General features: G+C 43.6%; 29 protein-coding genes. 13 read left to right on the top strand and 16 right to left on the bottom strand.

From position 1 onward, the window contains the following. Window positions 1-10: 10 nt before the first annotated feature. Window positions 11-436, top strand: a complete 426-nt coding sequence (arsC, locus tag HFU86_RS10785; RefSeq protein WP_187129250.1) for a glutaredoxin-dependent arsenate reductase — start codon at window positions 11-13, stop codon at window positions 434-436. A 186-nt stretch (window positions 437-622) separates the two neighbouring features. On the opposite strand, the gene purN is transcribed toward arsC (HFU86_RS10785), so the two are convergent. Both purN and purM read right to left on the bottom strand, forming a co-directional pair. Continuing rightward, a complete protein-coding gene (gene purN, locus HFU86_RS10780) occupies window positions 623-1,261 on the bottom strand; it encodes a phosphoribosylglycinamide formyltransferase (RefSeq protein ID WP_187129249.1) in 639 nt (212 codons plus the stop codon). Further along, window positions 1,261-2,301, bottom strand: a complete 1,041-nt coding sequence (purM, locus tag HFU86_RS10775) for a phosphoribosylformylglycinamidine cyclo-ligase (RefSeq protein WP_187129248.1) — start codon at window positions 2,299-2,301, stop codon at window positions 1,261-1,263. The genes purN and purM overlap by 1 nt, the downstream gene beginning before the upstream one ends. Window positions 2,302-2,618: 317 nt before the next feature. Between purM and upp the strand changes: the two genes are divergently transcribed. From upp to hda, 3 genes are all read left to right on the top strand, one after another. Further along, window positions 2,619-3,245, top strand: coding sequence for a uracil phosphoribosyltransferase (upp, locus tag HFU86_RS10770; RefSeq protein ID WP_036953223.1), 627 nt, complete (start codon window positions 2,619-2,621; stop codon window positions 3,243-3,245). A 76-nt stretch (window positions 3,246-3,321) separates the two neighbouring features. Further along, entirely contained in the window at window positions 3,322-4,617 is a 1,296-nt protein-coding gene (gene uraA / locus HFU86_RS10765; RefSeq protein ID WP_036953224.1) for a uracil permease, read from the top strand. Between the two features lie 130 nt (window positions 4,618-4,747). Continuing rightward, complete coding sequence (hda, locus tag HFU86_RS10760) at window positions 4,748-5,449, top strand: DnaA inactivator Hda (protein WP_187129846.1); 702 nt, start codon at window positions 4,748-4,750, stop codon at window positions 5,447-5,449. A gap of 50 nt (window positions 5,450-5,499) precedes the next feature. Here the strand turns inward: hda and arsC (HFU86_RS10755) are convergent, their stop codons facing one another. Together arsC (HFU86_RS10755) and HFU86_RS10750 are read right to left on the bottom strand one after the other, a co-directional pair. After that, a complete protein-coding gene (gene arsC, locus HFU86_RS10755) occupies window positions 5,500-5,856 on the bottom strand; it encodes an arsenate reductase (glutaredoxin) (protein ID WP_132496059.1) in 357 nt (118 codons plus the stop codon). A gap of 12 nt (window positions 5,857-5,868) precedes the next feature. Beyond that, on the bottom strand, window positions 5,869-7,335 hold the full coding sequence (locus HFU86_RS10750) for a beta-barrel assembly-enhancing protease (protein WP_036953230.1): 1,467 nt from the start codon (window positions 7,333-7,335) through the stop codon (window positions 5,869-5,871). Window positions 7,336-7,478: 143 nt separating this feature from the next. Between HFU86_RS10750 and HFU86_RS10745 the strand changes: the two genes are divergently transcribed. Next, on the top strand, window positions 7,479-8,561 hold the full coding sequence (locus tag HFU86_RS10745) for an AI-2E family transporter (RefSeq protein WP_108478038.1): 1,083 nt from the start codon (window positions 7,479-7,481) through the stop codon (window positions 8,559-8,561). 77 nt (window positions 8,562-8,638) lie between these two features. Here the strand turns inward: HFU86_RS10745 and bcp are convergent, their stop codons facing one another. Then, the gene (gene bcp / locus HFU86_RS10740; protein ID WP_036953234.1) at window positions 8,639-9,109 is read right to left on the bottom strand and encodes a thioredoxin-dependent thiol peroxidase; all 471 of its coding nucleotides are present in this window, start codon (window positions 9,107-9,109) and stop codon (window positions 8,639-8,641) included. Between the two features lie 14 nt (window positions 9,110-9,123). Beyond that, window positions 9,124-9,681: a glycine cleavage system transcriptional repressor gene (locus HFU86_RS10735; protein WP_036953236.1), complete on the bottom strand. Its 558-nt coding sequence runs from the start codon at window positions 9,679-9,681 to the stop codon at window positions 9,124-9,126. A 249-nt stretch (window positions 9,682-9,930) separates the two neighbouring features. Here HFU86_RS10735 and dapA point away from each other — a divergent pair, with 249 nt between their 5' ends. The 4 genes from dapA to purC all read left to right on the top strand — a co-directional run bounded on the left by dapA (window position 9,931) and on the right by purC (window position 13,693). Continuing rightward, window positions 9,931-10,839, top strand: a complete 909-nt coding sequence (gene dapA / locus HFU86_RS10730; protein ID WP_051422710.1) for a 4-hydroxy-tetrahydrodipicolinate synthase — start codon at window positions 9,931-9,933, stop codon at window positions 10,837-10,839. A gap of 16 nt (window positions 10,840-10,855) precedes the next feature. Continuing rightward, window positions 10,856-11,908 carry an outer membrane protein assembly factor BamC gene (gene bamC / locus HFU86_RS10725; RefSeq protein WP_187129247.1) on the top strand — a complete coding sequence of 351 codons (1,053 nt, stop codon included), beginning with the start codon at window positions 10,856-10,858 and terminating at the stop codon, window positions 11,906-11,908. Between the two features lie 378 nt (window positions 11,909-12,286). Continuing rightward, window positions 12,287-12,670: a hypothetical protein gene (locus tag HFU86_RS19770; protein WP_255425972.1), complete on the top strand. Its 384-nt coding sequence runs from the start codon at window positions 12,287-12,289 to the stop codon at window positions 12,668-12,670. 309 nt (window positions 12,671-12,979) lie between these two features. After that, window positions 12,980-13,693 carry a phosphoribosylaminoimidazolesuccinocarboxamide synthase gene (purC, locus tag HFU86_RS10715; protein WP_036953240.1) on the top strand — a complete coding sequence of 238 codons (714 nt, stop codon included), beginning with the start codon at window positions 12,980-12,982 and terminating at the stop codon, window positions 13,691-13,693. A gap of 67 nt (window positions 13,694-13,760) precedes the next feature. On the opposite strand, the gene HFU86_RS10710 is transcribed toward purC, so the two are convergent. From HFU86_RS10710 to HFU86_RS10690, 5 genes are all read right to left on the bottom strand, one after another. Next, entirely contained in the window at window positions 13,761-14,561 is an 801-nt protein-coding gene (locus HFU86_RS10710; RefSeq protein ID WP_187129246.1) for an energy-coupling factor ABC transporter ATP-binding protein, read from the bottom strand. Then, complete coding sequence (locus HFU86_RS10705) at window positions 14,548-15,414, bottom strand: energy-coupling factor ABC transporter ATP-binding protein (protein ID WP_255425971.1); 867 nt, start codon at window positions 15,412-15,414, stop codon at window positions 14,548-14,550. The genes HFU86_RS10710 and HFU86_RS10705 overlap by 14 nt, the downstream gene beginning before the upstream one ends. Continuing rightward, window positions 15,405-16,109, bottom strand: a complete 705-nt coding sequence (locus tag HFU86_RS10700) for an energy-coupling factor transporter transmembrane component T (protein ID WP_165906936.1) — start codon at window positions 16,107-16,109, stop codon at window positions 15,405-15,407. Before HFU86_RS10700 ends, HFU86_RS10705 begins: the two co-directional genes overlap by 10 nt. Before the next feature lie 8 nt (window positions 16,110-16,117). Further along, complete coding sequence (locus HFU86_RS10695; RefSeq protein ID WP_036953246.1) at window positions 16,118-16,699, bottom strand: membrane protein; 582 nt, start codon at window positions 16,697-16,699, stop codon at window positions 16,118-16,120. 62 nt (window positions 16,700-16,761) lie between these two features. Further along, complete coding sequence (locus HFU86_RS10690) at window positions 16,762-17,187, bottom strand: PPC domain-containing DNA-binding protein (RefSeq protein WP_187129245.1); 426 nt, start codon at window positions 17,185-17,187, stop codon at window positions 16,762-16,764. A gap of 389 nt (window positions 17,188-17,576) precedes the next feature. Here HFU86_RS10690 and HFU86_RS10685 point away from each other — a divergent pair, with 389 nt between their 5' ends. Beyond that, window positions 17,577-18,029 carry a DUF441 domain-containing protein gene (locus tag HFU86_RS10685; RefSeq protein WP_036953250.1) on the top strand — a complete coding sequence of 151 codons (453 nt, stop codon included), beginning with the start codon at window positions 17,577-17,579 and terminating at the stop codon, window positions 18,027-18,029. An 8-nt stretch (window positions 18,030-18,037) separates the two neighbouring features. Then, window positions 18,038-20,086, top strand: a complete 2,049-nt coding sequence (locus tag HFU86_RS10680) for a tRNA(Met) cytidine acetyltransferase TmcA (RefSeq protein ID WP_187129244.1) — start codon at window positions 18,038-18,040, stop codon at window positions 20,084-20,086. On the opposite strand, the gene HFU86_RS10675 is transcribed toward HFU86_RS10680, so the two are convergent. Continuing rightward, window positions 20,067-20,261 carry a YpfN family protein gene (locus HFU86_RS10675; RefSeq protein WP_036953252.1) on the bottom strand — a complete coding sequence of 65 codons (195 nt, stop codon included), beginning with the start codon at window positions 20,259-20,261 and terminating at the stop codon, window positions 20,067-20,069. The genes HFU86_RS10680 and HFU86_RS10675 overlap by 20 nt on opposite strands. A 118-nt stretch (window positions 20,262-20,379) precedes the next feature. On the opposite strand from HFU86_RS10675, the gene HFU86_RS10670 reads away from it, so the two are divergent. Further along, window positions 20,380-20,772 (top strand): DUF454 family protein, encoded by a 393-nt coding sequence (locus tag HFU86_RS10670; protein WP_165906938.1) that lies wholly within the window; start codon window positions 20,380-20,382, stop codon window positions 20,770-20,772. Between the two features lie 43 nt (window positions 20,773-20,815). Here HFU86_RS10670 and HFU86_RS10665 read toward each other — a convergent pair whose 3' ends face one another. The 4 genes from HFU86_RS10665 to HFU86_RS10650 form a co-directional block, all read right to left on the bottom strand. Then, a complete protein-coding gene (locus HFU86_RS10665; RefSeq protein WP_132496053.1) occupies window positions 20,816-21,487 on the bottom strand; it encodes a M15 family metallopeptidase in 672 nt (223 codons plus the stop codon). Further along, window positions 21,484-22,614, bottom strand: a complete 1,131-nt coding sequence (gene dapE, locus HFU86_RS10660; protein WP_132496052.1) for a succinyl-diaminopimelate desuccinylase — start codon at window positions 22,612-22,614, stop codon at window positions 21,484-21,486. The genes HFU86_RS10665 and dapE overlap by 4 nt, the downstream gene beginning before the upstream one ends. A gap of 10 nt (window positions 22,615-22,624) precedes the next feature. Further along, window positions 22,625-22,996, bottom strand: a complete 372-nt coding sequence (locus HFU86_RS10655) for an ArsC family reductase (protein WP_132496051.1) — start codon at window positions 22,994-22,996, stop codon at window positions 22,625-22,627. Between the two features lie 207 nt (window positions 22,997-23,203). After that, the gene (locus HFU86_RS10650) at window positions 23,204-23,824 is read right to left on the bottom strand and encodes a LuxR C-terminal-related transcriptional regulator (protein WP_187129243.1); all 621 of its coding nucleotides are present in this window, start codon (window positions 23,822-23,824) and stop codon (window positions 23,204-23,206) included. Between the two features lie 448 nt (window positions 23,825-24,272). Between HFU86_RS10650 and maeB the strand changes: the two genes are divergently transcribed. Beyond that, on the top strand, window positions 24,273-26,552 hold the full coding sequence (gene maeB / locus HFU86_RS10645; protein WP_036953259.1) for an NADP-dependent oxaloacetate-decarboxylating malate dehydrogenase: 2,280 nt from the start codon (window positions 24,273-24,275) through the stop codon (window positions 26,550-26,552). Window positions 26,553-26,608 lie beyond the last annotated feature (56 nt).

The following is a 26,608-nucleotide window of genomic DNA, read 5'->3' as shown; positions in this document are numbered from 1 at the left end:
AGATATTGATATGAGCAACATTACTATTTATCACAATCCAGCCTGCGGCACTTCACGTAATACACTAGAGATGATACGTAACAGCGGTAATGAACCAACGATTATTTACTATCTTGATGCGCCGCCAACCCGCGATGAACTTATTAAACTAATTTCAGATATGGGAATTTCTGTGCGTGCATTGCTGCGTAAAAACGTTGAACCTTATGAGAAATTGGGTCTTGATGAAGACAAATTCTCTGATGAGCAGTTGATTGATTTTATGCTTCAGCATCCTATTCTGATTAATCGAGCAATTGTAATTACGTCGCTTGGTACACGTCTTTGTCGTCCCTCAGAAGTTGTGCTGGATATTCTACCTGAAGCTCAGAAAGGTTCTTTTACTAAAGAGGATGGTGAAAGGGTTATAGATGAAACAGGGAAACGAGTGAAATAATTTTTCGGAATTAATATTATCGGGTGTCTGTTTATTTCACACTGACGCCCGCTTTCCGCTCAAAACTACTTCTCGGGTTGCCTGACAAAACATTTATTACAAAGGGCAAATGGCTGGGCTTGTATTATTCGCTCAGACCTGTCAACCAAATCTGAGCGAATGTATTTAAAGCTATCGAACTGCGTATTAATTTACTTGATAGCCCGTTGCCGATAGCGGCAGGCCATCGAGCAGGGCTTTACCCTCTTGCATTACGAGGCGACCGGAAACAAACCACGCAATAACTTGAGGATAAATCAGGTGCTCTTGCAGTTTAACGCGTTCAACCAAATCGTCTTCAGTATCTTGCGGTAAAACCGGCACATGTCCCTGTAAAATAATCGGACCGCCATCGAGCTCTTCAGTGACAAAATGCACGGAAGTACCGTGTTCTTTATCACCGTTCTCAAGTGCGCGTCGATGAGTATGTAACCCCGGATATTTAGGCAGTAAAGAAGGGTGGATATTCAGCATTTTTCCTGTGAAATGTTTCACAAACTCAGGGGTTAAAATACGCATGAACCCCGCCAAGACCACTAAATCCGGTTGGTATTGCTCGATAGTGTCTAACAGTGCAGCATCGTAAGCTTGGCGGTCGGTGAATGCTTTTGAGCTAACACAAAGGGCTGGAATACCAGCCTCTTGTGCGCGAACCAAACCGTAAGCATCACTTTTATTACTGACCACTGCGACGATTTGCCCATCGATTTCATGGCGTTGGCAGGCATCAATCATTGATTGCAAATTACTGCCACTGCCTGAAATCAAAACAACGATGTTTTTCATTAGCGGATAACAACCTGCTCTTCACCCGCAGGTAATTCGCCAATTGTCCCGATCTGCCAAGCATTTTCACCTAATGTGGTCAGCAGTTTTAATGCGGACTCAACTTCGGTTTGAGGCAGAGCGATGATGATGCCGACGCCGCAGTTAAATGTACGATACATTTCGTGAGTGGTGACATCACCTGCTTGTTGCAACCATTCGAATACAGCAGGCCATTCCCAGCTGTTGCCATCAATGATGGCTTGGGTGTTGTCAGGTAAAACGCGAGGAATATTTTCCCAGAAGCCGCCGCCAGTAATGTGTGCAATGGCATGAATGTCGTTTTTCGCGATCAATTCTAAGACATTTTTAACATAGATACGCGTTGGTTCTAACAGGTGGTCAGCAAGCGGTTTGCCCGCTAATTGCGTGGTTTCTGGATTGGTTTTGCTGACTTCCAGAATTTTACGCACCAATGAGTAACCGTTAGAGTGAGGACCGCTTGAGGCTAACGCGATCAGCGCGTCGCTCGCACTGACTTTTGTGCCATCAATAATTTCAGAACGCTCAACGACACCCACACAGAAGCCAGCAACATCATAATCTTCGCCGTGGTACATGCCTGGCATTTCAGCGGTTTCACCACCGACTAATGCACAGCCAGACTGCTTACAGCCTTCAGCGATACCGGTGATAACGCTTGCAGCGGTATCCACATCCAGCTTACCGGTTGCATAATAGTCTAAGAAGAACAGTGGCTCAGCACCTTGGACAATCAGGTCGTTGACGCACATAGCGACTAAATCGATACCGATGGATTCATGACGTTTTAAGTCCATCGCGAGGCGTAGTTTAGTTCCCACACCGTCAGTGCCTGAGACTAAAACAGGCTCACGGTATTTTTGTGGTAGGGCACACAGTGCGCCGAACCCTCCCAATCCTCCCATCACTTCTGGACGGCGAGTCTCTTTCACCACACCTTTGATTCGTTCAACCAATGCGTTACCTGCATCAATATCAACACCGGCATCTTTATAGCTGAGAGAGGTTTTATCAGTCACTACGGCCCCCAAGGCAATTGCATTTTGGAAAAGATAACTTCATTTGCCGATATTCTATCAGGCTCCGCAAACGTTTGCGATAGCTTTCTGACTGAAATATTTGATGCAATAAATCGTGATGTCGTGACGCAAAGCGCATGATTTTATTCGCTGCCTACACCATAAAAAATATTATGTGTATACTAATTCAGCAAATAACGCCTGATTGATGATTGTTTGACCTTAATCAAGATGATACTAGTGGCATTGAGGGAAAAAAGCGGTATAATCCCGCGATTTTTTTGTCCGGTGACGTTTTAAAAAAGTAGGAGAAACCCATGAAGATCGTTGAGGTAAAACACCCTCTCGTTAAACATAAACTCGGCCTGATGCGAGATCATGACATAAGCACTAAGCGCTTTCGTGAACTGGCCTCAGAGGTTGGTAGCCTACTGACTTATGAAGCGACCGCTGACCTAGAAACTGAAAAAGTAACAATTGATGGTTGGTGTGGTCCTGTAGAAATTGAACAAATTAAAGGTAAAAAAATCACTGTAGTCCCTATCCTGCGTGCGGGTATTGGTATGATGAACGGCGTATTGGAAAGCATCCCAAGTGCACGTATCAGCGTAGTGGGTATTTACCGTGATGAAGAAACGTTACAACCTGTCCCTTATTTCCAAAAATTAGTTTCTAACATTGATGAGCGCATGGCGCTGATTGTAGACCCAATGTTAGCAACTGGTGGTTCTATGATTGCAACCATCGATCTTCTGAAAAAATCCGGCTGTAATTCAATTAAAGTCTTAGTTTTAGTTGCTGCACCGGAAGGTATTGCTGCATTAGAAGCAGCGCACCCAGACGTTGAACTGTACACGGCTTCAATTGACCAACACTTAAATGAAGAAGGTTACATTGTTCCGGGTCTAGGAGACGCGGGCGATAAGATATTTGGTACTAAATAATAATGAAGCCGACTTAAGAGTCGGCTTTTTTTTGATAAAAAAAAGAATATTCACGACGCATAAGAGGATGACGAGCATGACACGCCGCACGATAAGTGTTGAAGAAAGACCACCACTACTACAAACCATTCCATTAAGCTTTCAACATTTGTTTGCCATGTTTGGGGCAACGGTTATTGTTCCTATTTTGTTTGGCGTGAACCCGGCAACGATTTTATTATTCAACGGGATCGGTACGCTGCTGTATTTATTTATCTGCAAGGGCAAAATTCCGGCTTATTTAGGCTCGAGCTTCGCCTTTATTTCTCCGGTATTAATTTTACTGCCTCTTGGGTATGAGTTAGCGCTTGGCGGATTTATTATCTGCGGGGTGCTGTTCTGTATCGTGGCATTGATTGTCAAAGTGGCAGGGCGAGGCTGGATCAACGTGATGTTCCCACCCGCAGCGATGGGGGCGATTGTCGCGGTTATCGGTCTGGAACTAGCGCAAACGGCAGCGGGTATGGCGGGCTTATTACCTAAAGAAGGCGCCGCGGTTGATTCAAACACCTTAATTATCTCGATCACCACATTGTCGGTCACTATCTTGTGTGCCGTGGTTTTCCGTGGATTTTTATCGATTATCCCAATCTTAATTGGCTTCCTCTCAGGTTACGCACTTTCCTACTTTATGGGGATTGTTGACTTTACACCGGTTATCGAAGCGCCATGGTTTGCCATTCCGACTTTCTATACTCCGCGTTTTGAGTGGTTTGCGATTCTAACCATCCTGCCTGCGGCGTTAGTGGTCATTGCGGAACACGTTGGGCACTTAGTGGTGACCGCGAATATTGTTGAGCGCGACTTAATGAAAAACCCTGGCTTACATCGTTCTATGTTCGCAAACGGTTTCTCTACTGTGTTATCGGGTTTCTTTGGCTCGACACCAAATACGACATACGGTGAAAACATTGGCGTAATGGCGATTACTAAGGTCTACAGTACGTGGGTCATCGGTGGTGCGGCAATTATCGCTATCTTACTCTCTTGCGTGGGCAAATTAGCGGCTGCGATTCAATTAGTGCCAGTACCCGTCATGGGCGGTGTTTCACTGTTACTGTACGGCGTAATCGGTGCTTCGGGTATTCGCGTTCTGATTGATTCGAAAGTGGATTATAACAAACCACAAAATCTGATTTTAACTTCAGTAATTTTAATCATCGGTGTGAGTGGCGCAGTGATCCACATTGGTCAAGCTGAACTGAAAGGAATGGCGTTGGCGACTATCGTTGGTATTCTGATGGCACTGTTATTCCGCTTTATTACCTTTGTTCGTCCAGAAAAACAGTTTGTGACTTCTGAAGTGAAAGTCTTAGACGAAAATAAAAAATAAGTCACGATTAACTAAAATAGATTGCCGGAGTGGCTAAAGCTCCGGCAATTAACCGCCAGGCTGTTCATCTCTTCTTGTTATTTATGATAAACTCAATGGCGTTAATTGAACTGCACAATCAGAGGCGCTTCTGAATACACCATCTCAACTCTCATTACCACTTTCTCTTCCTGATGATGAAACCTTTGCGAGTTTCTATGCTGGGGAAAATGAGGGATTACTCTCTGCGCTCAAAACGGCGATTAATCAGCCTCATGGTAGTTATATTTATTACTGGTCAAGAGAAGGGGGCGGTAAGAGTCATTTACTGCATGCGGCATGTGCTGAGTTGTCTGAGCAAGGTGTTGCTGTGGGGTATGTGCCGCTGGATAAACGCGCTTACTTTGTACCTGATGTGCTTGAAGGTATGGAACATCTTTCTCTGGTCTGTATTGATAATATTCAATGTATCGCAGGAGATGAAGAGTGGGAAATGGCCATGTTTAATTTGTATAACCGCATTTTAGAAATTGGTCGAACGTGCTTACTGATCACCGGGGATCGCCCACCGCGCCAGATTGACTTGAAGTTACCGGATTTAGCCTCTCGCCTCGATTGGGGGCAAATTTATAAACTGCACCCTTTAAGTGATGAAGACAAAATTTGTGCGCTGCAATTACGTGCCAGTATTCGTGGATTTGAATTGCCTGAAGATGTTTGTCGGTTTGTATTAAAACGGTTAGACAGAAAGATGGGCACTTTATTCGATATCTTAAATAAGCTTGATCACGCCTCGATTGTCGCTCAGCGTAAAATGACTATTCCTTTCGTTAAAGACATTCTCAAATTATAAAAGATTGGCAGCCCATCGACTGCCAATTTATTGTCTGCCAAATAGCCGGCTTATAAAATTTCCAGCACTTGCTCTGGTGGTCGACCCAACTTGGCTTTTTTACCTTTTACCACAATCGGGCGCTCAATTAACTTTGGATTATCATGCATGGCTTGAATAAGCTGCGCTTGAGTTACGGCGTTATCCGCTAATTTCAATTCTTTATAGATATCTTCTTTGGTGCGCATTAATTGGCGCGCATCGGCAAATCCAAGCATCTTCAGCAATTTTTCAATCTCAGGTACTGAAGGTGGCGTCGTTAAATATTCAACCACCGTCGGCGTGATGCCTTTTTCTTGCAATAAAGCCAGTGTTTCACGGCTCTTGGAGCAGCGAGGGTTGTGATAAATTTTAATTGAATCCGTCATTATCTTTATTCCTTACGGTTTTGCGTTGCTATCGCGCTCTTTTAATCGAGTGAGTTCATCGATTCGCGCATCAAAACGTTGTTGTTCATAACTGCCTAAACGGCTTTTACGGCTCGCTTCGCTTAAATAATTGATGGCAGTGTCATAGTTGCCGCGCAGTGCCATACCTTCGGCATACGCCGCCAGTTCCGCATTACGATCCCCAAGTTTTGCGGAGGCTTCGGCAAGCAGATCCCAGCCAATTGGGTCGTCTGGGTAATCAAACGTGTATTTATTCAATAAATTAGTGGCATCTTTATACTGTCCATTGCTGACATACGCATTCGCAAGGTTGACAATAAATACCGTATTTTTTGGTGATTTTTTCAAGGCATCTTGCAAACGTGCGACCGCTTTACCGACTTGTTTTTGCTCAATATCGATATCGGTCATGGAGTCGATAAACCATGGGTTATCCGGCTGTTTGGCTAACAATTCAGAAATAATAACGCCCGCTTCGCTGTATTTTTTATCTTGAGATAACAATAATGCTTTACCGTACTTCGCTGCCATTTGCTCTTGAGCATTACCTTTACTGTAGTTTTCGATGATTTGGTCCAGCGCATTGCGTTGATCCGCAGGGCTGTACATAGACAAAATACGAACGCGTGCCAACATAAAGTCTAATGAAGATGGGGCATGGACTTTCGGATATTGGTTTGAACGGTTACGGGCATCGGCTAAACGGCTGTCTGGTAAGGGGTGAGTCAGCAAAATTTCTGGTGGTTTAGACATATAGCGGGTCTGGTCAGACATGATTTGCATAAAGTCAGCCATGGCATGAGGGTCAAACCCAGAACGGCGCAATGTTTGCAGACCAATGCGGTCGGCTTCTTGCTCATTGGCTTGTGTAAAGCTGATCATTCCTTGCTGCATTCCCGCGAATGTTCCCGTTAATGCGGCAAAACCGGCTTGCGGGTTCGCCATCACCAGTAATAGAGAACCGATAGTCCCCGCGATAGCTAACGGTGTTGTGGCTTTCTGGTCTTCCATCATTCGCGCCAGATGGCGCTGAGTCACGTGAGAGATTTCGTGCGCCATAACGGAAGCAAGCTGGCTCTCATTTTGGCTATAACGAAATAGTGCAGAGTGAAGAACCACGTTGCCGCCAAAATAGGCGTAAGCGTTAATATTCGGGTTATTGACTAGGTAAAATTTAAATGGCGTTTTGACAGAATCTGCATTCGTCACTAAACGTTGCCCCAGCTTATTCACGTACTGGGTTAGTAATGGGTCATAAATGAGGGGTGTACTTCCTCGAATTTGACGAGTGATGGCATCACCCATAATGATTTCTTGGTTAATACTGAGAGTTCCTCCCGCGGTTGTACCGATATCGGGTAGGGTATCTTCAACAGCACTATAGGCAGGTAATACAGCACCATGGATAAGTGCGGACATCAGGATAGCGAGCAGTGGATATTTCAATTTTTTAGTCATAGTGCATATCTTCACTTATTACCTACAGAAAATACGAATTAATTGGGAGATATGATAGCAAAAGCTATCGTAAAATCTGTTATTCGGTATAATTTTCTTTAATTTAGGAACTGTCTTTGTTTTACATTCCCAGGAGCCAATGAATGTTAGAAATGTTTTTGCAATGGTACCGTCGGCGCTTTGCTGACCCGCAAGCAGTTGCCTTGTTTAGTTTGCTGGTTATTGGCTTTCTGGTCATCTTTTTCTTCAGCAGTATACTGGCTCCATTATTAGTCGCAATTGTCTTAGCATATTTACTTGAATGGCCAACACATTTACTCCAACGACTTGGTTTATCCCGCGTTTTAGCGGTTAGCATCATTTTGACCTTGTTTGCTGGAATAAGTGCCATGGTGATCTTAATTATTGCTCCAACAGCGTGGCAACAAGGGATCAACCTCGTGGCGGATTTACCTAACATGGTCAATCGCTTTAGCGAGTTTGCTCGTCGATTACCGGAGCAATATCCTGCACTGGTTGATGCTGGTATCATTGATATGATGGCAGATAATGTGCGCAGTAGGTTGTCAGTTGTTGCGGAGTCTGTGGTGAAAGCGTCAGTCGCTTCATTAATTGGTATTTTTACGTTAGCCGTCTATCTGGTTTTAGTGCCGTTAATGATGTTTTTCTTACTAAAAGATAAAGAAAAGATCACCAAAAGCTTTGTTAAACTTCTCCCGAAAAATCGCCAGTTAGTGAGTAAAGTCTGGTTGGAAATGAATCAACAAATTACCAACTATTTACGTGGTAAAGTCACGGAAATGGTGATTGTTGGCGTCTGTACCTATATTGGTTTTGCCTATTTTGATTTGCGTTACTCAGTGCTGTTATCGGTATTGGTTGGCGTTTCTGTTTTGATCCCGTACATCGGTGCAGTGGCAGCCACCATTCCGGTGGTTTTAGTCGCACTATTCCAATGGGGCATTGGCACGGAGTTCTGGTCACTGTTTATTGTTTATCTGGTGATCCAAGGGCTAGACAGTAACATCGTTGTGCCACTGTTGTATTCTGAGGCGGTGAATTTACATCCATTAGTGATTATTTTGTCAGTGGTTATTTTTGGTGGTTTATGGGGATTCTGGGGCGTATTTTTTGCTATCCCGCTCGCAACTTTAATCAAAGCGGTGATTAACGCGTGGCCACAAGATTTGAGTGATAGTGAAACAATAGAAAAAACAGAAGGCTAAAAGAGCCAATAAGAAAAAAGGGTTGCTAAATAAGCAACCCTTTTTAGTGATTAGGTTTTAGTCACTATGTATCAGTATTAGGCGTTAGCATTGATGTACGCTAATACGATTTCATGGTGGTTACTGGTTTTAAAATCGTCAAATACATGCTCGATGGTACCATTTGCATCGACAAGGAAACTGATGCGGTGGATACCGTCATAAGTTTTACCCATAAATTGTTTTTCACCCCACACACCAAATTGTTCACAAATTTGATGATCTTCATCGGATAACAGTGTGAAGTTTAATAACTCTTTTTCAGCGAAACGAGCCAATTTTTCTGGTTTGTCTGTACTAATACCTAAAACTTCGACACCTTTTGCTTTTAGTGTATCCATCTCATCACGCAGTCCACATGCTTGAACTGTACAGCCTGGTGTCATCGCTTTAGGATAAAAGTAAACTAATACGCGTTGACCCTGGAAATCAGAAAGATTGATGATTTCACCATCTTGGTCAGGAAGGCTAAATTGAGGTGCCTTATCACCGGCTTTCAATGGGTTCATTACATATATCTCCGTTAACTCTGCATTTTGGGGTTGTTAACAATACTGATGTTGCCTTTGGCATTTAGCATTGTACATAGTTGTTGAAATTTATTCTTTATAATTATGCCATTATCATCCAGTGGGTCATGGGCTGTAATTTGAATTTCCAATTGAGCCGGTTGTGTATCATTTGCAGGCTGTGTTTTAGAAATTAATTCTGCGATGTTGCACTGTTGAGTGGTAAACAAATTGGTAAACTGTTCAATAATACGCGGCGCATCGTCCACCATCACATTCACAGTTACAGTAGACGGATAGTAGGTTTTTTGTACGCTATGCGTGCGTTTCATAACAATCAGCAAATCTAACTCTGCCCCTTTAGTCGGTAAAATCGCCTCTAGAAGCGTGATAGCATTCCAACTGCCGGATAACATCATTATAAAAGTAAATTCCTCGCCAAACATGGCGAGTCGACTATCCTCAATATTACAATCACATTCACTGACAAGGCGTGTAATTGTATTCACAATGCCCGGACGATCTGTTCCCAGCGCAGTAATAACAAGAAATTGCGGTTCAGTCTTAGGCAAAGTATCTTCCTTATTTTGACTAAATTTAGGTCAATGATATTGACTCAGGATGCTGGTAAGGAAACCATAAAATTGTGAATCTGCCAAGTGGGGCGATTCACTCTTGCGACAAATATGGCTGAATTATTACTTCTATTTAAGTTAATGTCATCGGCATTAACAAAATTCATTAAAATCTTGCGTTTGGGTGGTTTTCTTCTGTGAAATGAAAACGTAACATGGGAACTCACTATTTAGGGGGCAATTGCGATGGCTAATCAAAACGTAAACTACAAAGACTTTTTACAAGGCAGTATTGTTGCTGTGATCACACCAATGGATTCGGCGGGTAACGTTGATAGAAAAAGCTTGAAACAGCTGGTGGATTACCATGTCGCAAATAAAACCTCTGCGATTGTGTCAGTGGGAACAACGGGGGAATCAGCAACATTAAACCATAAAGAGCATGTTGATGTAGTGAAAGCGACGCTTGAGTTAGCTGATGGACGTATCCCAATTATTGCGGGAACAGGCGCAAATGCAACCGCAGAAGCAATTTCACTAACAAATGAGTTTGAAAACAGTGGTGTAGTTGCGTGCCTAACAGTAACACCTTATTATAATAGACCGTCACAAGAAGGTTTATATCAGCATTTTAAAGCTATTTCAGAAAACACCAGCTTGCCACAAGTTCTCTATAATGTACCATCGCGCACTGGATGTGATTTATTACCTGAAACTGTGGGCCGCTTGGCGAAATTGGCGAATATTGTGGCAATTAAAGAAGCCACAGGGAACTTAGCACGGGTTCATCAAATCAAAGAGTTGGTTGATGACCATTTTGTTCTACTTTCTGGCGATGATGCGACCGCACTTGATTTTATGCAACTCGGTGGAAAGGGCGTCATTTCGGTCACGTCCAACGTCGCGGCTGCGCAGATGGTAAAAATGTGTGACTTAGCGCTTGCGGGCAAATATACTGAGGCCCGTGAATTGAATAAACAGCTGATGGGACTTCATCATCAGTTATTTGTTGAGCCGAATCCAATCCCTGCGAAATGGGCTTGTCATCGTTTAGGTCTTATTGCGGATGATACTTTACGGTTACCAATGACACCGTTAACTGTATCTGGACAGCAAAAGGTTGAAGATGCCTTGAAACTCGCGGGTTTACTGTAAAATTTAGGGAATTTTAATGGCAACATTATTGCAAAAATCGAAGGTTATGAAGGTTGCTGGCCTGTCACTTGTCGTGTTACTGGCAGCCTGCTCCAGCGATCAGCGCTATAAACGTCAGGTTAGTGGTGATGAGGAATATCTTAATGCTACGCCATTGAAAGTGCTGAATGCGCCACAGGGGATCACTTTACCAGCACCTAATGGTGAATATGACATTCCTAAAACCACCTCAACAGGGGCGGTTGGGAAAGCGTTAGATATTCGCCCACCAGTACTGACGATTTCACAATTAGCCGGTTCACGCACTGAAAACAGCGCAGAAGCCAGCCGTTTGTTGCTAGATAATACTCCTGAAAATAATGCGTTATGGTCACAAGTGACCATGATTTTAGAACAGCGTGGCATCCCAGTCTCTACGAAGAACGATGGTTCTCGCTCTATCGAAACTGACTGGATTAAATGGGATCGTGCAGACGAAAACGTCCCATTAGAGAGCCGTCATAAAGTCACTGTTCAGCCAGAAAATGGCATGATTGCATTAACCGTGACTAACCTAGGATTACGCCAAGGTGATGAAACGGTAACAGATGCAGCGGAAATTCAACGCTTTAACAAACTGTTATTAAACGATTTAACCGACGCTCTGTACACCCTGCGTGATACCTCAAGCAAAAATAGCCTGCAAAGCGCCTATGGCATCATTGATGTTCAAACCGGTAGCAATGACACTGGCTTACCTGTGGTCATCGTTCGTGCGCCGTACGATGCAGTTTGGGAGCGTTTACCTCACGCATTAGAAAGCGTTGGTATGAAAGTGGGTGACCGTAGCCGTTCAGCAGGTTCCGTCATGGTGACTTACAAAGGCTTGAGCAGCTCTGAGTGGCAAGCGCTGGGTATTGATGACCCATCGGTACCGGAAGATGACTATAAAGTCCAAGTGGGTGACTTGAATAACCGTAGTAGCCTACAGTTTATCAACACTAAAGGCGTGCCATTAACTCAGAAACAGAATGATGAAATGGTCGCCGCACTGAAAGCCGCTTTCAGTAAAGCACCGACTAAAAAATAAGTTTACATATCTAGCTTATTTGTTCTATCAAGTGAAAACGCCGTCCTATGGGATGGCGTTTTTTTTCGGATAAACTTCAGGCTCTAATGGCTAACAGTGAAAGAAAAGTTATGGATAATAGCGCATCGAAACCAATGGATAGTAGGAATAATATAACGATGCCAAGAAGAATTGCTGGGACAAGCTTTAATGATAATTTACTAAATTCATTAAATAATATTGCTCATACAAGAAGTTTTCTAGAGGAGGGGGCCACTGTTTTTGATTTACCAAATTATGTGGTACCTCAAGGATACCGATTAATGAAATCATGTAAGAAAAACCAATATCGGATGGTGACTACTGGAGAAGAGCCAGAAACGATATATTTGCTAAGAATTGAAACTGCGTACCGATATTGTCTTTGGTGAAACCACATGCACGCAAATTAAAGTTTGGCGCACTATATCCCATCTACATCGGAATAATATTGGCGATTTACCTCGAATATTTTTCATTCATTTACTCGACAATCATAGCATCATGGTAACGGATGAAGAGCATACTCGTGATGGGCAACGCTTCTGGGAAATCATGATTTCTTGGGCATTTTATCAACGCTATTATATTTATGCTTCCGATGGCACGCTCGAAGACAGGCCACTAACGCAAATCCATACTGAATCTGAATTTTTTGAGCAATGGATTAATCAACTTTGGGGTAGAGATATCGACGTATATACCCACAAACTGATTGTGATCAGCAAACATCCATTACTTTAACTACCCATCTGCACATCTATCCTTCATAAAATTCTCAGTGAAACAAATGGACAAAAAATCAGTATTTGCAGCTAAGTAATCGTTTGCGTATGCAAGAGAATTTTATTATCATAATTAGCAGTTAATCATAAAATATTGAATATCAGTTAGTTAGCGCTGTATCAGTGTTTTTGGGATAACTGACTGAATCAGAGCAGAAAATTAACAATGAACCCGCTATTTTTAGCGATCTATTCTACTGTTACTTATCTGAATCTGCTGTGCAGGTTGATTTCTATTGAGTGTAATCACATCCCTGGAGTGTTTAAGATGCAAAAGAAAGCTGAGTTGTATCGTGGCAAGGCAAAAACGGTCTATACCACAGAGGATCCAGATTTATTAGTTCTGGAGTTCCGTAATGATACATCAGCACTCGATGGCGAGCGTATCGAACAGTTTGACCGTAAGGGAATGGTTAATAACAAATTTAACCATTTCATCATGACTAAGTTGCAAGAAGCAGGCATTCCTACACAGATGGAAGCCTTATTATCTGACACTGAAGCATTGGTTAAAAAACTGGATATGGTGCCGGTTGAATGCGTTATCCGTAACCGTGCGGCAGGCTCTCTGGTTAAGCGCCTTGGGGTTGAAGAAGGGATGATTTTAAACCCGCCTCTGTTCGACTTATTCCTGAAAGATGACGCTAAGCATGACCCAATGGTGAACGAGTCTTACTGCGAAACGTTTGGTTGGGTGAGCAAAGAAAACTTAGCGAAAATGCGCGAACTGAGCTACAAAGCGAACGATGTTTTAAGCAAGATTTTTGCGGACGCAGGTCTTATCTTAGTCGATTTCAAACTTGAGTTTGGTCTATTTAAAGGTGAAGTTGTGCTGGGTGATGAATTCTCTCCAGACGGTAGCCGTTTGTGGGATAAAGAAACCCTGAACAAAATGGACAAAGACCGTTTCCGTCAAAGCCTTGGTGGCTTGATTGAAGCTTATGAAGAAGTCGCTCGTCGTATCGGCGTTAAACTCGATTAAGCCTCTAAAACTTCACTAATATGAAGAATGATAGCCTGCCAACCGCAGGCTATTTTTTGCCTTCAAATCATGACTGTACCACAAATTGCTGAACCCAACGCTCAGCTTGGTTTTCGATAGGTAGATTTAGCTGATGGCTGAGAGAATGCAAAGTAGGGGAAGGTAAAACAGAATCAGGCTGTAATTCAGGGTGGCGTAATACTGTTTCAATATTACCATCTGCCACTAAGCGACCTTGGGATAAATGCAGTGCTCGAGGAAAATGGCGAGCCACAAAATCCAAATCATGACTGATCGTGACAACCGTAGCACCCAATTGTTTTTGATAATCGAGCCATTGCTCAAAATACCCTAACCACTGTGTATCGAAATCACGGCTTGGCTCATCTAACAGCAGTAATTTAGGCTGAACAGCGGTTAAACAGGCCACTGCGACCATGCGCCGCTGAGCGGAATGTAAATCAAGCGGGTGTTTATTCGCAACATCTGTTAAATGGCAGAGTGTTAAAGCTCGCTCTAATTTTTCAGCGATATCCGATGAGGATAATTTTTGGCGGCGTAATCCAAACATAATCTCATCTTTCACCGTGCTGTGAAAAATCTGTTTTTCAGCTTCTTGGAATAAAATCCCAATCTGCTGAGCGCGTTTTGCTGCTTTCAATCTACTGAGAGGTTGTTGATTAAAATCGACTTCCCCTTGTGAAGGCAGCAATAAACCGGCCATTAAACGCAATAAGGTGGATTTGCCTGCGCCATTATCTCCCACCAATGCCACCCATTCCCCAGAGTGAATTGTCAGTGTGAGAGCCTCAATGGCATATGCGATTTTCGGGGTGTATTGAAAGCTTAATTGATTAATTTGCAGCATAACACGCCTCAATACCTTGAATCAGTTGGTGTTCATTGCGAGGCACTGGGGAATGCCAACTACCACGTTCCATTAATTTCCCGATAACACGCCATGCATCGGGCATATTGATTGTCTGCTGTGCGGGGAAAAATATGGCGTCAATATCCCCTTGAGCAGTAATACTGCCTTGTTCCAGCAACGAAAAATCTTCGCAAAAATGCAGAGCTGGCAGTAAATGCCGTTCGAACAAAATTACACAACAGCCGGTTTGTTCACTGTAATTTTTTAACTGAGTGAGTAATCGATGTGTGGCTGCGGGAGTTAAGCGGCTAAAGGCTTCATCCAAGAGTAATAATCGTGGTTGCATAGCAAGAGCACTCGCCAATACAACACGCTGAGCTTCTCCGCCAGAGAGTGTTGCTGGGTGACGAGTGCGTAAGTTTTGGCTGAACGTTAACTCAAGAGCCTGTTCAACCCGTTGAACGATTTCTTCAGGCGGAAGCCCTAAATTTTCGGGGCCAAAAGCCACTTCTTGCTCAACGGTAAACGTACAGCCAGAGAGTTGTAATTGCGGAGATTGTTGCACGAGTTGACGCTCAATAGAGAGTTCAACTAAAGATTGCTCCCCTAATGGTTGAGCAAGGATCATGCCATTACCCGTGATATTTCCGGTTAGCTGATCAGGCAACCAACCCGCTAATAGTTGGGCTAATGTGGTTTTTCCGCTGCCATTTCCGCCTAACACACAATGCCAATTTCCGTGTGATAGGGCTAGGTTAATCTCTGACAGAATAGGTTTCTCGCTGTCTTGAGGCGTAAATGTTAGTTGCTGTAGACTTACCACCCTATTTTCCATCATGTTTACCAACATAGCGCCACCCCTGCTTCAATCACGATCAGTGCTAATAAGCCAAGACGCAATGCATATTGAAAGCGACTATCCGCAGGTTTATTCAATGTGGTGCGATGGCGAGTGTAGCGAAAACCTCGCATATCAAGGGCTGCACTGCGGACAGTCAGCTCACTGAGTGCTTGGCTCGCCAGGGGAAGCAATAGGGCGGGTAACGTCGTTAATCGTTGCCAAAAATGGCCATCTAAGGGAACGCCTCGGGCAAGCTGAGCTTCACGAATCGTGGCAAGCTGCTGACGAAGTTGTTCAACAAGTAAAAGTGGACCCGCAAGCACATAGGCAAAGCTGGCCGGGAGGCGACTGGCAAATAGCGCTCGGATAAACCGTTCAGTGGGAACATACTGTAGCCATAACTGAGAGGCACTAATGATGGCGAGCAGACGCAACCATAAAGCCATGGCTTTTTGCTGCTGAAGGGCTTGTGGCGGTGAGCCTGTTAATAATTCACTTAGCCACCCTCCGTGGATTAGCCAAAGTCCTACCGCCATTGGTAACATTATTCCCGCGATAAATTTCCAGCGATGGAATGACGCTGAGCGCAAGATGACTGCGGCAAGGGTAGCGAAAGCAACGATAACTAACCCCCAGCCTAGCGGTAGCATCAATGTGCTAGCGCTAAACCAGAACCATAAGGTCAATGAAGTAAAAGGGTGCATTCTAACCCCTAGCGAACTTTAGCCATATTTGGGAAAGTACGCTGAACGCGCTCAGGTAAACGGCGGACAAGCAACCAAGCTACAATGGCTGAAATTATCTTATCCGCAATATTGGCGCCTAAAACAGTGATAGCCACAGACTCTAATAAGTTTTCACCGACAGCATGGAAATAAGCCACAAAAAAGTCTGCTCCGCTACCAGTGGTTCCTGCAAATAAGTAGGTGCGAATAGGTACCGCGACAATCATCAGTGCGATAGTGATCACCACTCCCGATAAAATAACGCGTGGTAGGGTACGAAAACCGCCAGCACGCGCTAGCAAACCAGCACTTAAGCCGATCATCATTGCGACTGGGGCAAATGCTGCTGCGATAGGCCCAGTTAAAAGACCCCAAAGCAAGTTAGTCGCTAAACCACTAAAGATAGCTGCCCACGGACCTGCGAGCAGCGCACAGATAATCGTGCCAATAGAATCAAGGAAGATAGGCAGTTTTAGCATGGAACTTAATTGCCCAACTACCATGTTGATTGCAATCGAAAAAACAATTAAAGCCAATGTTCGGCTGGAAATGATTGACGAGTTTGCCATGAATTAAATATCCCTAATAAGTTGTAAATTAAAGCTAGAATGAAATCAAAATAGAACAAAAACTAACGAGAAGTGACGACCAATTCTTCATATCCTGAGAGCGCGCAAGGCTCACGGGTAAAGGTTTTATTTTCCAGTTCGCCAATAATCAATTCGAGGGTAGTTCTGACGGTGCAACCCGGCATCATATGTCCACCGCTCATTTGCCCGTTTTCATCGGAAACCGCCAAATGCAGGTGTTCACCCTGAGCATCAAGGGTGCCTATCAGTGACACAATTTCAAATTTACCTGAGGTAAGATGGGTTTTTTCCTGCCCAGCAAAACGCAAGGCGACATCGGTCAAGCTACCCACACAGCCAGCAATAAATGCGGCTTGCAACTGATGATGTTTGACCTGTTCACGTAAGGTAAGAATGACATCTTCCCCTGGACGTAGACGCAGTGCGATAAAGCGAGCGTTTGAATAAGTGGTTAAATCGTGAGACATAGCCGAGATCCTAGTGAATCGTGTTTATAGATTACGGCAATCTATTATACGAATAGATAAATTGTTGTCTGTTAAAGGCATTTTTTTTGGTTTTTTTTAGTGAAACACTCTGTATCTTAAAAAATATTGATCAAGAAGGTCGGAATAGTGGATGAAAAAACAATGGGGAGTATCGAATATTCTGATTATTTAACTTAAGTTTTATTAGGGTTCCATGAATGAAGGGAAACCTATTTTCTAAGATAAACTTTTTTCAGATAGACTACAGAAAATAGCGTTTGAAGGTGAAGGATGATTTGCCTCTTCAACTCGAGATCAATAACATACTCACTCAATTGACGCGGTGGAACTGTGTTGTCGCAATGCATTTATTTTACAGGGGAAAAATTATGAGCCAAGTGGATCCTACACTGATCATTTTGCTGGTATTGGCAGGATTAGGCATTATCAGCCACAACATGACAGTGACGTTAGCCATGCTATTTTTGCTGGTGGTGCGGATCACGCCACTGAATAATTTCTTCCCTTGGGTCGAAAAATATGGGTTAACCATCGGGATTTTAATCTTGACGATAGGCGTCATGGCGCCCATTGCAAGCGGAAAAATCTCAGCAAATGATGTATTAAGTTCCTTTTTGAATTGGAAATCATTACTGGCAATAGTGATTGGTATATTGGTTTCTTGGCTAGGCAGTCGGGGTGTAGCGCTGATGGGGAGCCAGCCTTCGACGGTGGCAGGGCTATTGGTGGGTACGGTGATTGGTGTTGCCTTATTCCGAGGCGTTCCTGTTGGACCATTGATCGCCGCAGGGATTCTGTCATTACTTATTGGTAAATCATAATCTTGGCGATGAAAAATTCATTACAAGCGATTGTTGAGCAGCTACATCATACCGGTTTCCGCCGCCTGCTGGTTTTATCTGGGACGCATGAGTGGATCACATCTCAGCTTGAGGAATTTCAAGATTTCTTAGCAGGGGATTGGCTCTGTCTTTCACCTGAATTACCCAATAGCATTCCACCAGAAAAAGCCCAACTATTGCTTGGTCGTGAATTTGTTCATGGTATTTTTGATGCGCGTAAAGGGTTACACAGCGAAGCGCTGGCTATCTTAGCGGGAACCCTAAAAGCAGGAAGTTTATTGGTGCTTTGCACTCCACCCCAATCTCTGTGGGCGCAGCAAAATGATGAGGATAGTGTGAGATGGAATGAGCAATTTGGTGAAATTCCCACACCGAATTTTGTTCATCATTTACAACGCACTTTCCGGAATCGCCCTGATGTGCTGTTTATTGATCAACAATTTGAAGAACAAAACCAAACGCGTGTACTGAATTTGCTACCTGATCACCCCAAATGGATAGCACCCAGTGGTCAGCCGACCCAACAGCAACAAGATGCGCTTGGACAATTGCTGTCAGCAGAAAACGGAGTATGGGGGTTAATAGCCCCTCGCGGACGAGGCAAATCCACCGTTGCGGGTATGCTGATAAAGGCTTGGAAAGGTGCATGTTGGTGTTGTGCGCCAGCGAAAGTGACCACCGGTGTGATTGCTGAATATGCAGAGCATGAACTCAAATTTTGGGCGCCTGATGCGCTTTTGCACTATTGCCAATCAGAGCAAAAGATTGATGCTGATTGGTTAATTATTGATGAAGCGGCCGCCATTCCATCCCATATTTTGCGGCAGATTATCGCCTTTTTCCCACGGGTACTTATGACCACGACGGTGGAAGGTTATGAAGGTACGGGGCGTGGGTTTATGATGAAATTTTGTGATAGCCTCGAAAATTTCACCTCGCTGTCGCTCACTCAGCCGATTCGCTTTGCAGAACATGACCCGCTCGAAAGGGTGATTAACCAAAGTTTATTATTGGAAAGCTCTATATCGGCGAATGTTGTGTCAGAACCGATTATTCTTAAATCACTTAGCCAGCAGCAACTGGCTCATGATCCCAAACAACTCCACGCATTTTATGGTTTATTGACCGCAGCGCATTATCGGACTTCGCCGTTAGATTTACGCCGATTATTGGATGCGCAACACCAGCACTTTGCTGTCGCAAGCCATCATAATCAGGATGTTATTGGCGCAGTATGGATGGTGGATGAAGGGGGTTTAGATGAAAACCTAAGCTGGCAAATTTGGGCAGGACAGCGGCGCCCACGGGGAAATCTGGTTGCTCAATCCCTTGCTGCGCATTGCTATTTCCCTCAAGCCCCGACATTACGTTCTCGACGAGTGATGCGTATCGCTGTAAATGCTGGATATCGTCGCCAAAAAATTGGCTACCGGTTATTAGAATCGCAAATCGAGCAAGGCATTCAGGACGGTTTAGACTTTCTATCGGTCAGCTTTGGTTTAACCCCAGAATTATTGGCTTTTTGGCAATCATCAGGGTTCCAGATCGTGCGAATTGGGCGGCATGTTGAGGCAAGTAGCGGCTGTTTTACGGCAATGGCGATATTGCCATTATCCGCAGAAGCTCAGTCAATTTGCTATTTAGGGCAACAGAGATTAGAACGAGACCTATTCTGGCGTCATGATCTTAATGAATTTAGTCTGAAAAGCACATTTGAACAGCATCTTGACGCTGGAGATTGGCTAGAATTGGTCGGCTTTAGCGACTACCACCGTTCGTTAGCCGCAAGTGAGCCGTCACTACAGCGTTTTTTAGCGGTTTTACAGCAACAACATTCGGCTGAAATAACAGGTTCTACCCTTGCGAAGTATTATCATCAAGGATTATCTGTGGAGTGTATTGCTATGCACTTAGGGTTAGTAGGGCAAAAACAGTGGTTAAAACACGCAAGAGCCGAAGTCGCGCAGTGGCTGAATGACTATTACCCTGAAGTGGTGAAAAGTTTAAGGCAACAAATTAGCGCTTTTTGTCTTTAGGCCAGTCGTCGTCTTCATCATCCCAGAGGTGATTATTATCTTTGTGAGGCGGAATTTCAGGTTTGTCATCCAAATATTTTTTGGGGTCGAGTCGCATCATCTCTTTTACTGAGTTCCAAATGACCCCGACTAATAACAGTAGGATGATCCACCAGTAATCGGCTAACCAATGCATATTTGCCTTCTTATTTTAATCATAATAATGTGTAGCCCTGCCCACATGACGCAGTTGGTAGGTTTTAGTGGGGTCATTTAACCATGTTTTTTGTTGTAACGGGAGAGCCTGAGTGAATATAAAGAAAATCATATTCATTACAGTAGGATGGATTGCTGTTGGCTTAGCTTTTCTTGGCGCTATTTTACCCGTCATGCCAACGACCTGTTTTTTATTATTAGCGGCATGGTGTTTTTCGCGTTCTTCACCACGCTTTCATAACTGGTTGCTATATCGTTCATGGTTCGGCGGGTATTTACGTCACTGGCAAACGCATCGCGCGCTACCAAAAGGTGTAAAACCGAAAGCCATGACATTAATTGTTATTACGTTTGCTTTTTCGATTTGGGTGGTCAGCTATGACTGGCTAAAAATTGGGTTATTTTTAGGGATGTGTTGGTTACTGATTTTTATGTACCGCTTGCCTGTCGTGGATGTGTCAAATTCGGATCAGAATAACGAAGGTTCGTAATAAGGAAAGTTGTCACTCAGCGAGAGACTGAGTGACAGATAAATCATTCAGGCACTTTAATATAGCGGTTGAAAACATACTCAAGGTTATCTAATAACCAGGTTTTTCCACTGATATCTTCTTCGGTTAGTACCTGCCTAACAATTCCTGACGTTAATAGCTGCTCAGCTTCATGGGACAACGGCCAATAACTAATGTGCCAAGGTTCTTCCGCTACACCTGCATTGGTTGCGGTGAAAGGGCGGTAAAAATCAAAGGTCGCCATATTGTCGGTTAACCAGTGATTAAGCTCAGCAAAATACCCCCCTTCTTGATATTCCCAAGGTTCTAGTTGCAGGGTTTGCCCAGCAGGAATGCGTAGGGGGTCGTAAACATCAATCTCTGTACCCCAGTGGTGGCGGCTAGCCCCTGGTAGCGCAGACCAATGCAAGATTGCCTCACATAATTCCCCTTCAGATAATGTTGAAATATCTAATGGTTGGCTGTGGGTATCAAGAACAGGGCGTTTACCTGCAAATTTTTCATTCCAAATGATCTGCTGACGAGCAAAATCACGAAAAGCACTGGCGGATTGTAGTTTAAACCCGGCGCGTGCCGCCGCTTGCTGCATGGCAAGGAATGCTTTAGTGGTATTAAACTGTAGGCGGTGATTACCGCCCAAAGTCACTAAATGGTCGGTAGAGCGCCCGGTTAACATCTCGATGGAGAGAGTCATAGTAATAGTAGCTCCATGATACGTTCGTAGATCACGGCGAGCTGTTGTAAATCATCGACGCTAACGCACTCATCCACTTTATGGATCGTCGCATTCAATGGACCTAGCTCGATAACATGGGTACCCATTTGGGCGATAAAACGCCCGTCAGAGGTGCCGCCGCTGGTAGATAAGGTGGTTGCGCGCCCTGTGACTTCTAGGATTGCTTGCACCGTTGCACTCACTAATTCGCTGTCGCCGGTCAAGAATGGCTGACCCGATAAGAACCAATCTAAATGATAATTCAGCCCATGGCGCTCTAACATGTCAACCACACGTTCGCGGATCACGGTATCTGTCAGTTCGGTGCTAAAACGGAAATTAAATTGTACTTTTAGTTCACCGGGAATGACGTTATCGGCGCCTGTACCTGCATTGATATTGGCGATTTGCATGCTGGTAGCTGGGAAATATTGGTTGCCATCGTCCCATTTAGTGGAGACTAACTCTTGAAGGAAGCCCGTTGCACGATGTACAGGGTTATCCGCCAGATGTGGATAGGCAACATGCCCTTGGGTACCCAAAATAGTTAAGTGAGCGGTGATAGAGCCGCGACGACCATTCTTAATGATGTCACCAAGCGCAGACTGGCTGGACGGTTCCCCTACTAAGCAGTAATCGACTGACTCATGACGTGCTTGTAATGTCTCTACCACTTTTACGGTGCCGTGAGTGGCTTTGGCTTCTTCATCGGAGGTAATTAAAAACGCGAGGCGACCAGTATGGGTTGGGTGTTTTTCTACAAAGCGCTCAGCGGCAACGACCATGGCGGCAATAGAGCCTTTCATGTCGGCAGCACCACGACCGTATAAATGCTGGTTGATAATTGTTGGTGTAAATGGCGGAGTCTGCCATTTACTGTGGTCGCCAGCAGGGACGACATCGGTATGACCCGCAAAGGCGAGAGTTTTGCCATTATCACCACGGTGAGCCCAAAAATTGAGAGTATCCCCAAATGGCATTTTTTCTACCGTAAAGCCGATTTTATTCAAACGTTCGATGAGTAAATCTTGGCAACCTTGGTCATCTGGGCTGATAGAGGGGCGGGCGATAAGTTGTTTTGCAAGTTCAATGACAGGGCAATTCATTGAGTCACCTTTATTTTGTGAATTTTTTGTAGTCGTCGGCGTTAAACCCGACAAGATAATGACCATTAGCGGAAACAAGAACAGGGCGCTTGATCATCGCAGGTTCAGCCAGTAAGACTTTTTTCGCGCTATCAGCATCAACAACTGCATTTTTCTCTTCATCACTGAGCTTACGCCAAGTTGTACCTCGTTTATTCACCAAGGTTTCCCAATCGATGTGTTGCAAAAATGTAGAGAGGAGTTCATCAGTGATGCCATCAACGCGATAATCATGGAATTGGTAGCTGACTGCGTTATCGTCTAAGTAACGGCGAGCTTTCTTAATGGTATCGCAGTTTTTAATTCCGTACATGATATAAGGGGATGCAGGGGTGTTGGACATATGATTTTCCTCTGATGGCGAACAATGTATGCCATACATAATGCGGGAAAATACAATTATGGTCTACCCCTTTGAATCGAAAAGATTTATTAATCTAACAAGCGATTTAATAATAACTAAGGCAGAGTTAATATTCATAATTTTATATATAAATAATAAAATAATTAATTTAGACAACTTACGTTAATTAAATTAAATCAGATTAAATTATTTTGAACGCATGTATATTAGGCTGGCTTCTAAACGAGATCGGACTCGTAATTTTTTTAAAACATTTCGAATGTGAACTTTAACGGTTTCTTCAGAAATAAATAATAGTTGAGAGATTTCTCTGTTCTTTAACCCTGCTGCCATTTCGTGCAATATTTCGCATTCACGGCGAGTTAATGTGGAGAGTGGATCTTTAGATTGATGCCGAGTAATCAGATGCTGATAAACTTTTTCGCTAAATACATGGTGCCCCTCCATCGCTTTTTTCATACTATTAAGCAACATATCGAGTTCGCTATTTTTTAATAAATAACCTTGAGCACCGGCATCGATAGCGGCGTAGATATCGGTCTTCATCGTTGAGAGCGAAAGAACCAGCAAATAACTATTAGCGCAATGCTTACGTAGTAATCGAATCGTTTCGAATGTTTTATTACCATGAAGAATAGTATCTATCAGTATCATATTGGGTTGTTTGCTGGTGGCGATATTCAGCGCTTCTTTACTATTTGAAACTTCTGCCGTTACGTCAAAGTCAGCTTTTGATTTTAATAAATGGGATAATCCAAAACGAAAAATAGGGTGTTCATCGATAATCATAACCGTGTGATTAGACATAGTGGGTTCCTTTTTTATGTCTGACAACTTATTAGATTAACTAGAATTGATATAGTTAAAATATAATATATTTAAGATTACATGAAATCATTATTCTTAATTGATGAATTAATTAGCTGCATAAAAGCATGAATAATGGGAGCGAATATTATGGAGCTGGATATATTAAGGCTAAAAAGAAACGAGCTTTAGAATAATACATTAATTTCAAAAAAATAATAACTAAGATTGAAAAAAATTAAAGTGATTTAAAAAATGATATGAATAAAAATAATAACAATATTGTGTATGTCTATAAATTCGCCATTGTATTTTTGTGGCAAATCTGTGTAAATTTCTTGTAACTGAAAGATTTTTCTGGAAATCATAGGCGTGATCATGATTTGCTAACAAGATGTGTTTATACTGTGATGGCTCTTACCTTACCAAATTTTGAAAGGACTTGATGATGGATGATAAATTAAAACAAAGTGCTCTCGATTTTCATGAGTTTCCTCATCCTGGGAAAATTACTGTAACACCAACCAAACCGTTAACCACTCAACGTGACCTAGCCTTAGCTTATTCCCCGGGCGTTGCGGTACCTTGCCTAGAAATCGCAGAAGAACCACTAAAAGCGTATCGTTATACAGCGAAAGGTAACCTTGTGGGAGTTATCTCTAACGGTACTGCGGTACTAGGATTAGGGAATATCGGTGCATTGGCAGGTAAGCCTGTCATGGAAGGGAAAGGGGTGCTATTTAAGAAATTCTCGGGTATTGATGTTTTCGATATTGAAGTCGATGAAACCGATCCTGATAAGCTGATTGATATCATCGCGTCGCTGGAACCAACATTCGGCGGTATCAACCTCGAAGATATTAAAGCGCCAGAGTGCTTCTATATTGAACAAAAATTACGTGAACGCATGAATATTCCTGTGTTCCATGATGACCAACACGGAACCGCCATTATTTGTACTGCGGCGGTGATTAACGGTCTACGTATCGTTAAAAAAGACATTGGCGATGTGCGTTTAGTGGTATCCGGTGCGGGTGCCGCATCGATTGCCTGTATGAACTTATTAGTGGCGTTAGGATTAAAGCGCGAAAATATCACCGTTTGCGATTCAAAAGGGGTGATTTATAAAGGTCGCGATGAACGAATGGATGCGACTAAAGCCGCGTATGCGATTGACGATAATGGTCAGCGCACATTAGCGGATGCTATTCCTGATGCTGACATTTTCTTAGGTTGCTCAGGTCCTCGCGTATTAACACCTGAAATGGTGAAAACCATGGCAAAAGACCCGCTGATCTTAGCATTAGCCAACCCTGAGCCGGAAATTCTGCCACCATTAGCAAAAGAAGTTCGCCCAGATGCCATTATCTGTACAGGGCGCTCTGACTATCCGAACCAAGTTAACAACGTTCTGTGTTTCCCATTCATCTTCCGTGGCGCACTGGATGTCGGCGCAACGACAATCAACGAAGAGATGAAACTGGCCTGCGTTTACGCTATCGCTGACTTAGCGCTGGCGGAACAAAGTGAAGAAGTCGCTTCAGCGTACGGGAACCAAGATTTATTCTTTGGCCCTGAATATATCATTCCAAAACCATTCGACCCGCGCCTTATCGTGAAAATTGCGCCAGCAGTAGCAAAAGCAGCAATGGAATCAGGCGTCGCGACACGTCCAATCACGGATATGGATGCGTATGTTGAAAAGCTGAATCAGTTTGTTCATAAAACAAACTTATTTATGAAGCCAATTTTCTCCCAAGCGAAAAAAGAGCTAAAACGCATCGTATTAGCGGAAGGGGAAGAAGAGCGCGTATTACATGCAACTCAAGAGCTGGTTTCTCTTGGTTTAGCATTCCCTATTCTGGTCGGTCGCCCTAGCGTGATTGAAATGCGTATCCAAAAACTGGGTCTGCATATTGAGCTAGGTAAAGATTTTGAAGTGGTCAACAATGAAAATGACCCACGCTTTAAAGAGTACTGGCAAGAATATTATCAAATTATGAAACGCCGTGGTGTTTCTCAAGAAATGGCGCGCCGTGCATTAGTTGCAAACCCAACTATTATCGGCGGTATCATGGTTCTACGTGGTGAAGCTGATGGGATGATCTGTGGCTCAATCGGTAGCTACAGTGAACACTACCAGGTCGTCAAAGACCTGTTCGGCTTCCGTGAAGGTGCACATACTGCAGGGGCAATGAATGCCTTGTTATTACCAACCGGTAATACCTTTATTGCAGATACTTATGTGAACGAAGATCCAACACCAGAAGAGTTAGCGGAAATCACCTTAATGGCAGCGGATACCGTTCGTCGATTTGGTATTGAGCCTAAAGTGGCGCTGTTATCACGTTCGAGCTTCGGTTCTTCAGATTGTGGTTCAGCACAAAAAATGCGCGATACACTGGCATTAGTGAAAGCGCGTGAACCAAACTTGGAAATTGACGGGGAAATGCATGCGGATGCGGCATTGATTGAATCAATCCGTAAAGATGTGATGCCAGATAGCCCACTGAAAGGCTCAGCAAACTTACTGATTATGCCAAATATGGAAGCGGCGCGTATTAGCTATAACTTGCTGCGCGTCACCAGTTCTGATGGTGTTACTGTGGGTCCTGTACTGATGGGGGTTGCGAAACCTGTCCACGTCTTAACGCCAATCGCATCTGTTCGTCGTATTGTCAACATGGTGGCGTTAGCCGCAGTGGAAGCTCAAACGAATCCACTGTAATTAGCTTCATTATAATAGTTTCTCGAATGATTGATTAATCATCGAGTTCCGCATAA

Source organism: Providencia sp. JUb39 (assembly GCF_012272845.1).
Lineage (GTDB): Bacteria > Pseudomonadota > Gammaproteobacteria > Enterobacterales > Enterobacteriaceae > Providencia > Providencia lanzhouensis.
Note: the sequence above shows the minus strand (reverse complement) of the source record. Positions and strands in the feature narration are given on the sequence as shown.

Bases quoted from the DNA above. Each gene is read 5' to 3' on its own strand.
- HFU86_RS10655 (WP_132496051.1), bottom strand. From the start codon at position 22,996: ATGTCCAACACCCCTGCATCCCCTTATATCATGTACGGAATTAAAAAC.
- HFU86_RS10700 (WP_165906936.1), bottom strand. From the start codon at position 16,109: ATGCACCCTTTTACTTCATTGACCTTATGGTTCTGGTTTAGCGCTAGC.
- bamC (WP_187129247.1), top strand. From the start codon at position 10,856: ATGGCAACATTATTGCAAAAATCGAAGGTTATGAAGGTTGCTGGCCTG.
- HFU86_RS10690 (WP_187129245.1), bottom strand. From the start codon at position 17,187: ATGTCTCACGATTTAACCACTTATTCAAACGCTCGCTTTATCGCACTG.
- HFU86_RS10695 (WP_036953246.1), bottom strand. From the start codon at position 16,699: ATGGCAAACTCGTCAATCATTTCCAGCCGAACATTGGCTTTAATTGTT.
- HFU86_RS10710 (WP_187129246.1), bottom strand. From the start codon at position 14,561: ATGCTGCAAATTAATCAATTAAGCTTTCAATACACCCCGAAAATCGCA.
- upp (WP_036953223.1), top strand. From the start codon at position 2,619: ATGAAGATCGTTGAGGTAAAACACCCTCTCGTTAAACATAAACTCGGC.
- HFU86_RS10665 (WP_132496053.1), bottom strand. From the start codon at position 21,487: ATGACTCTCTCCATCGAGATGTTAACCGGGCGCTCTACCGACCATTTA.
- dapE (WP_132496052.1), bottom strand. From the start codon at position 22,614: ATGAATTGCCCTGTCATTGAACTTGCAAAACAACTTATCGCCCGCCCC.
- arsC (WP_187129250.1), top strand. From the start codon at position 11: ATGAGCAACATTACTATTTATCACAATCCAGCCTGCGGCACTTCACGT.
- purC (WP_036953240.1), top strand. From the start codon at position 12,980: ATGCAAAAGAAAGCTGAGTTGTATCGTGGCAAGGCAAAAACGGTCTAT.
- HFU86_RS10685 (WP_036953250.1), top strand. From the start codon at position 17,577: ATGAGCCAAGTGGATCCTACACTGATCATTTTGCTGGTATTGGCAGGA.
- bcp (WP_036953234.1), bottom strand. From the start codon at position 9,109: ATGAACCCATTGAAAGCCGGTGATAAGGCACCTCAATTTAGCCTTCCT.
- HFU86_RS10680 (WP_187129244.1), top strand. From the start codon at position 18,038: ATGAAAAATTCATTACAAGCGATTGTTGAGCAGCTACATCATACCGGT.
- HFU86_RS10745 (WP_108478038.1), top strand. From the start codon at position 7,479: ATGTTAGAAATGTTTTTGCAATGGTACCGTCGGCGCTTTGCTGACCCG.
- maeB (WP_036953259.1), top strand. From the start codon at position 24,273: ATGGATGATAAATTAAAACAAAGTGCTCTCGATTTTCATGAGTTTCCT.
- dapA (WP_051422710.1), top strand. From the start codon at position 9,931: ATGGCTAATCAAAACGTAAACTACAAAGACTTTTTACAAGGCAGTATT.
- HFU86_RS10705 (WP_255425971.1), bottom strand. From the start codon at position 15,414: ATGTTGGTAAACATGATGGAAAATAGGGTGGTAAGTCTACAGCAACTA.
- HFU86_RS10650 (WP_187129243.1), bottom strand. From the start codon at position 23,824: ATGTCTAATCACACGGTTATGATTATCGATGAACACCCTATTTTTCGT.
- HFU86_RS10750 (WP_036953230.1), bottom strand. From the start codon at position 7,335: ATGACTAAAAAATTGAAATATCCACTGCTCGCTATCCTGATGTCCGCA.
- arsC (WP_132496059.1), bottom strand. From the start codon at position 5,856: ATGACGGATTCAATTAAAATTTATCACAACCCTCGCTGCTCCAAGAGC.
- uraA (WP_036953224.1), top strand. From the start codon at position 3,322: ATGACACGCCGCACGATAAGTGTTGAAGAAAGACCACCACTACTACAA.
- HFU86_RS10675 (WP_036953252.1), bottom strand. From the start codon at position 20,261: ATGCATTGGTTAGCCGATTACTGGTGGATCATCCTACTGTTATTAGTC.
- purN (WP_187129249.1), bottom strand. From the start codon at position 1,261: ATGAAAAACATCGTTGTTTTGATTTCAGGCAGTGGCAGTAATTTGCAA.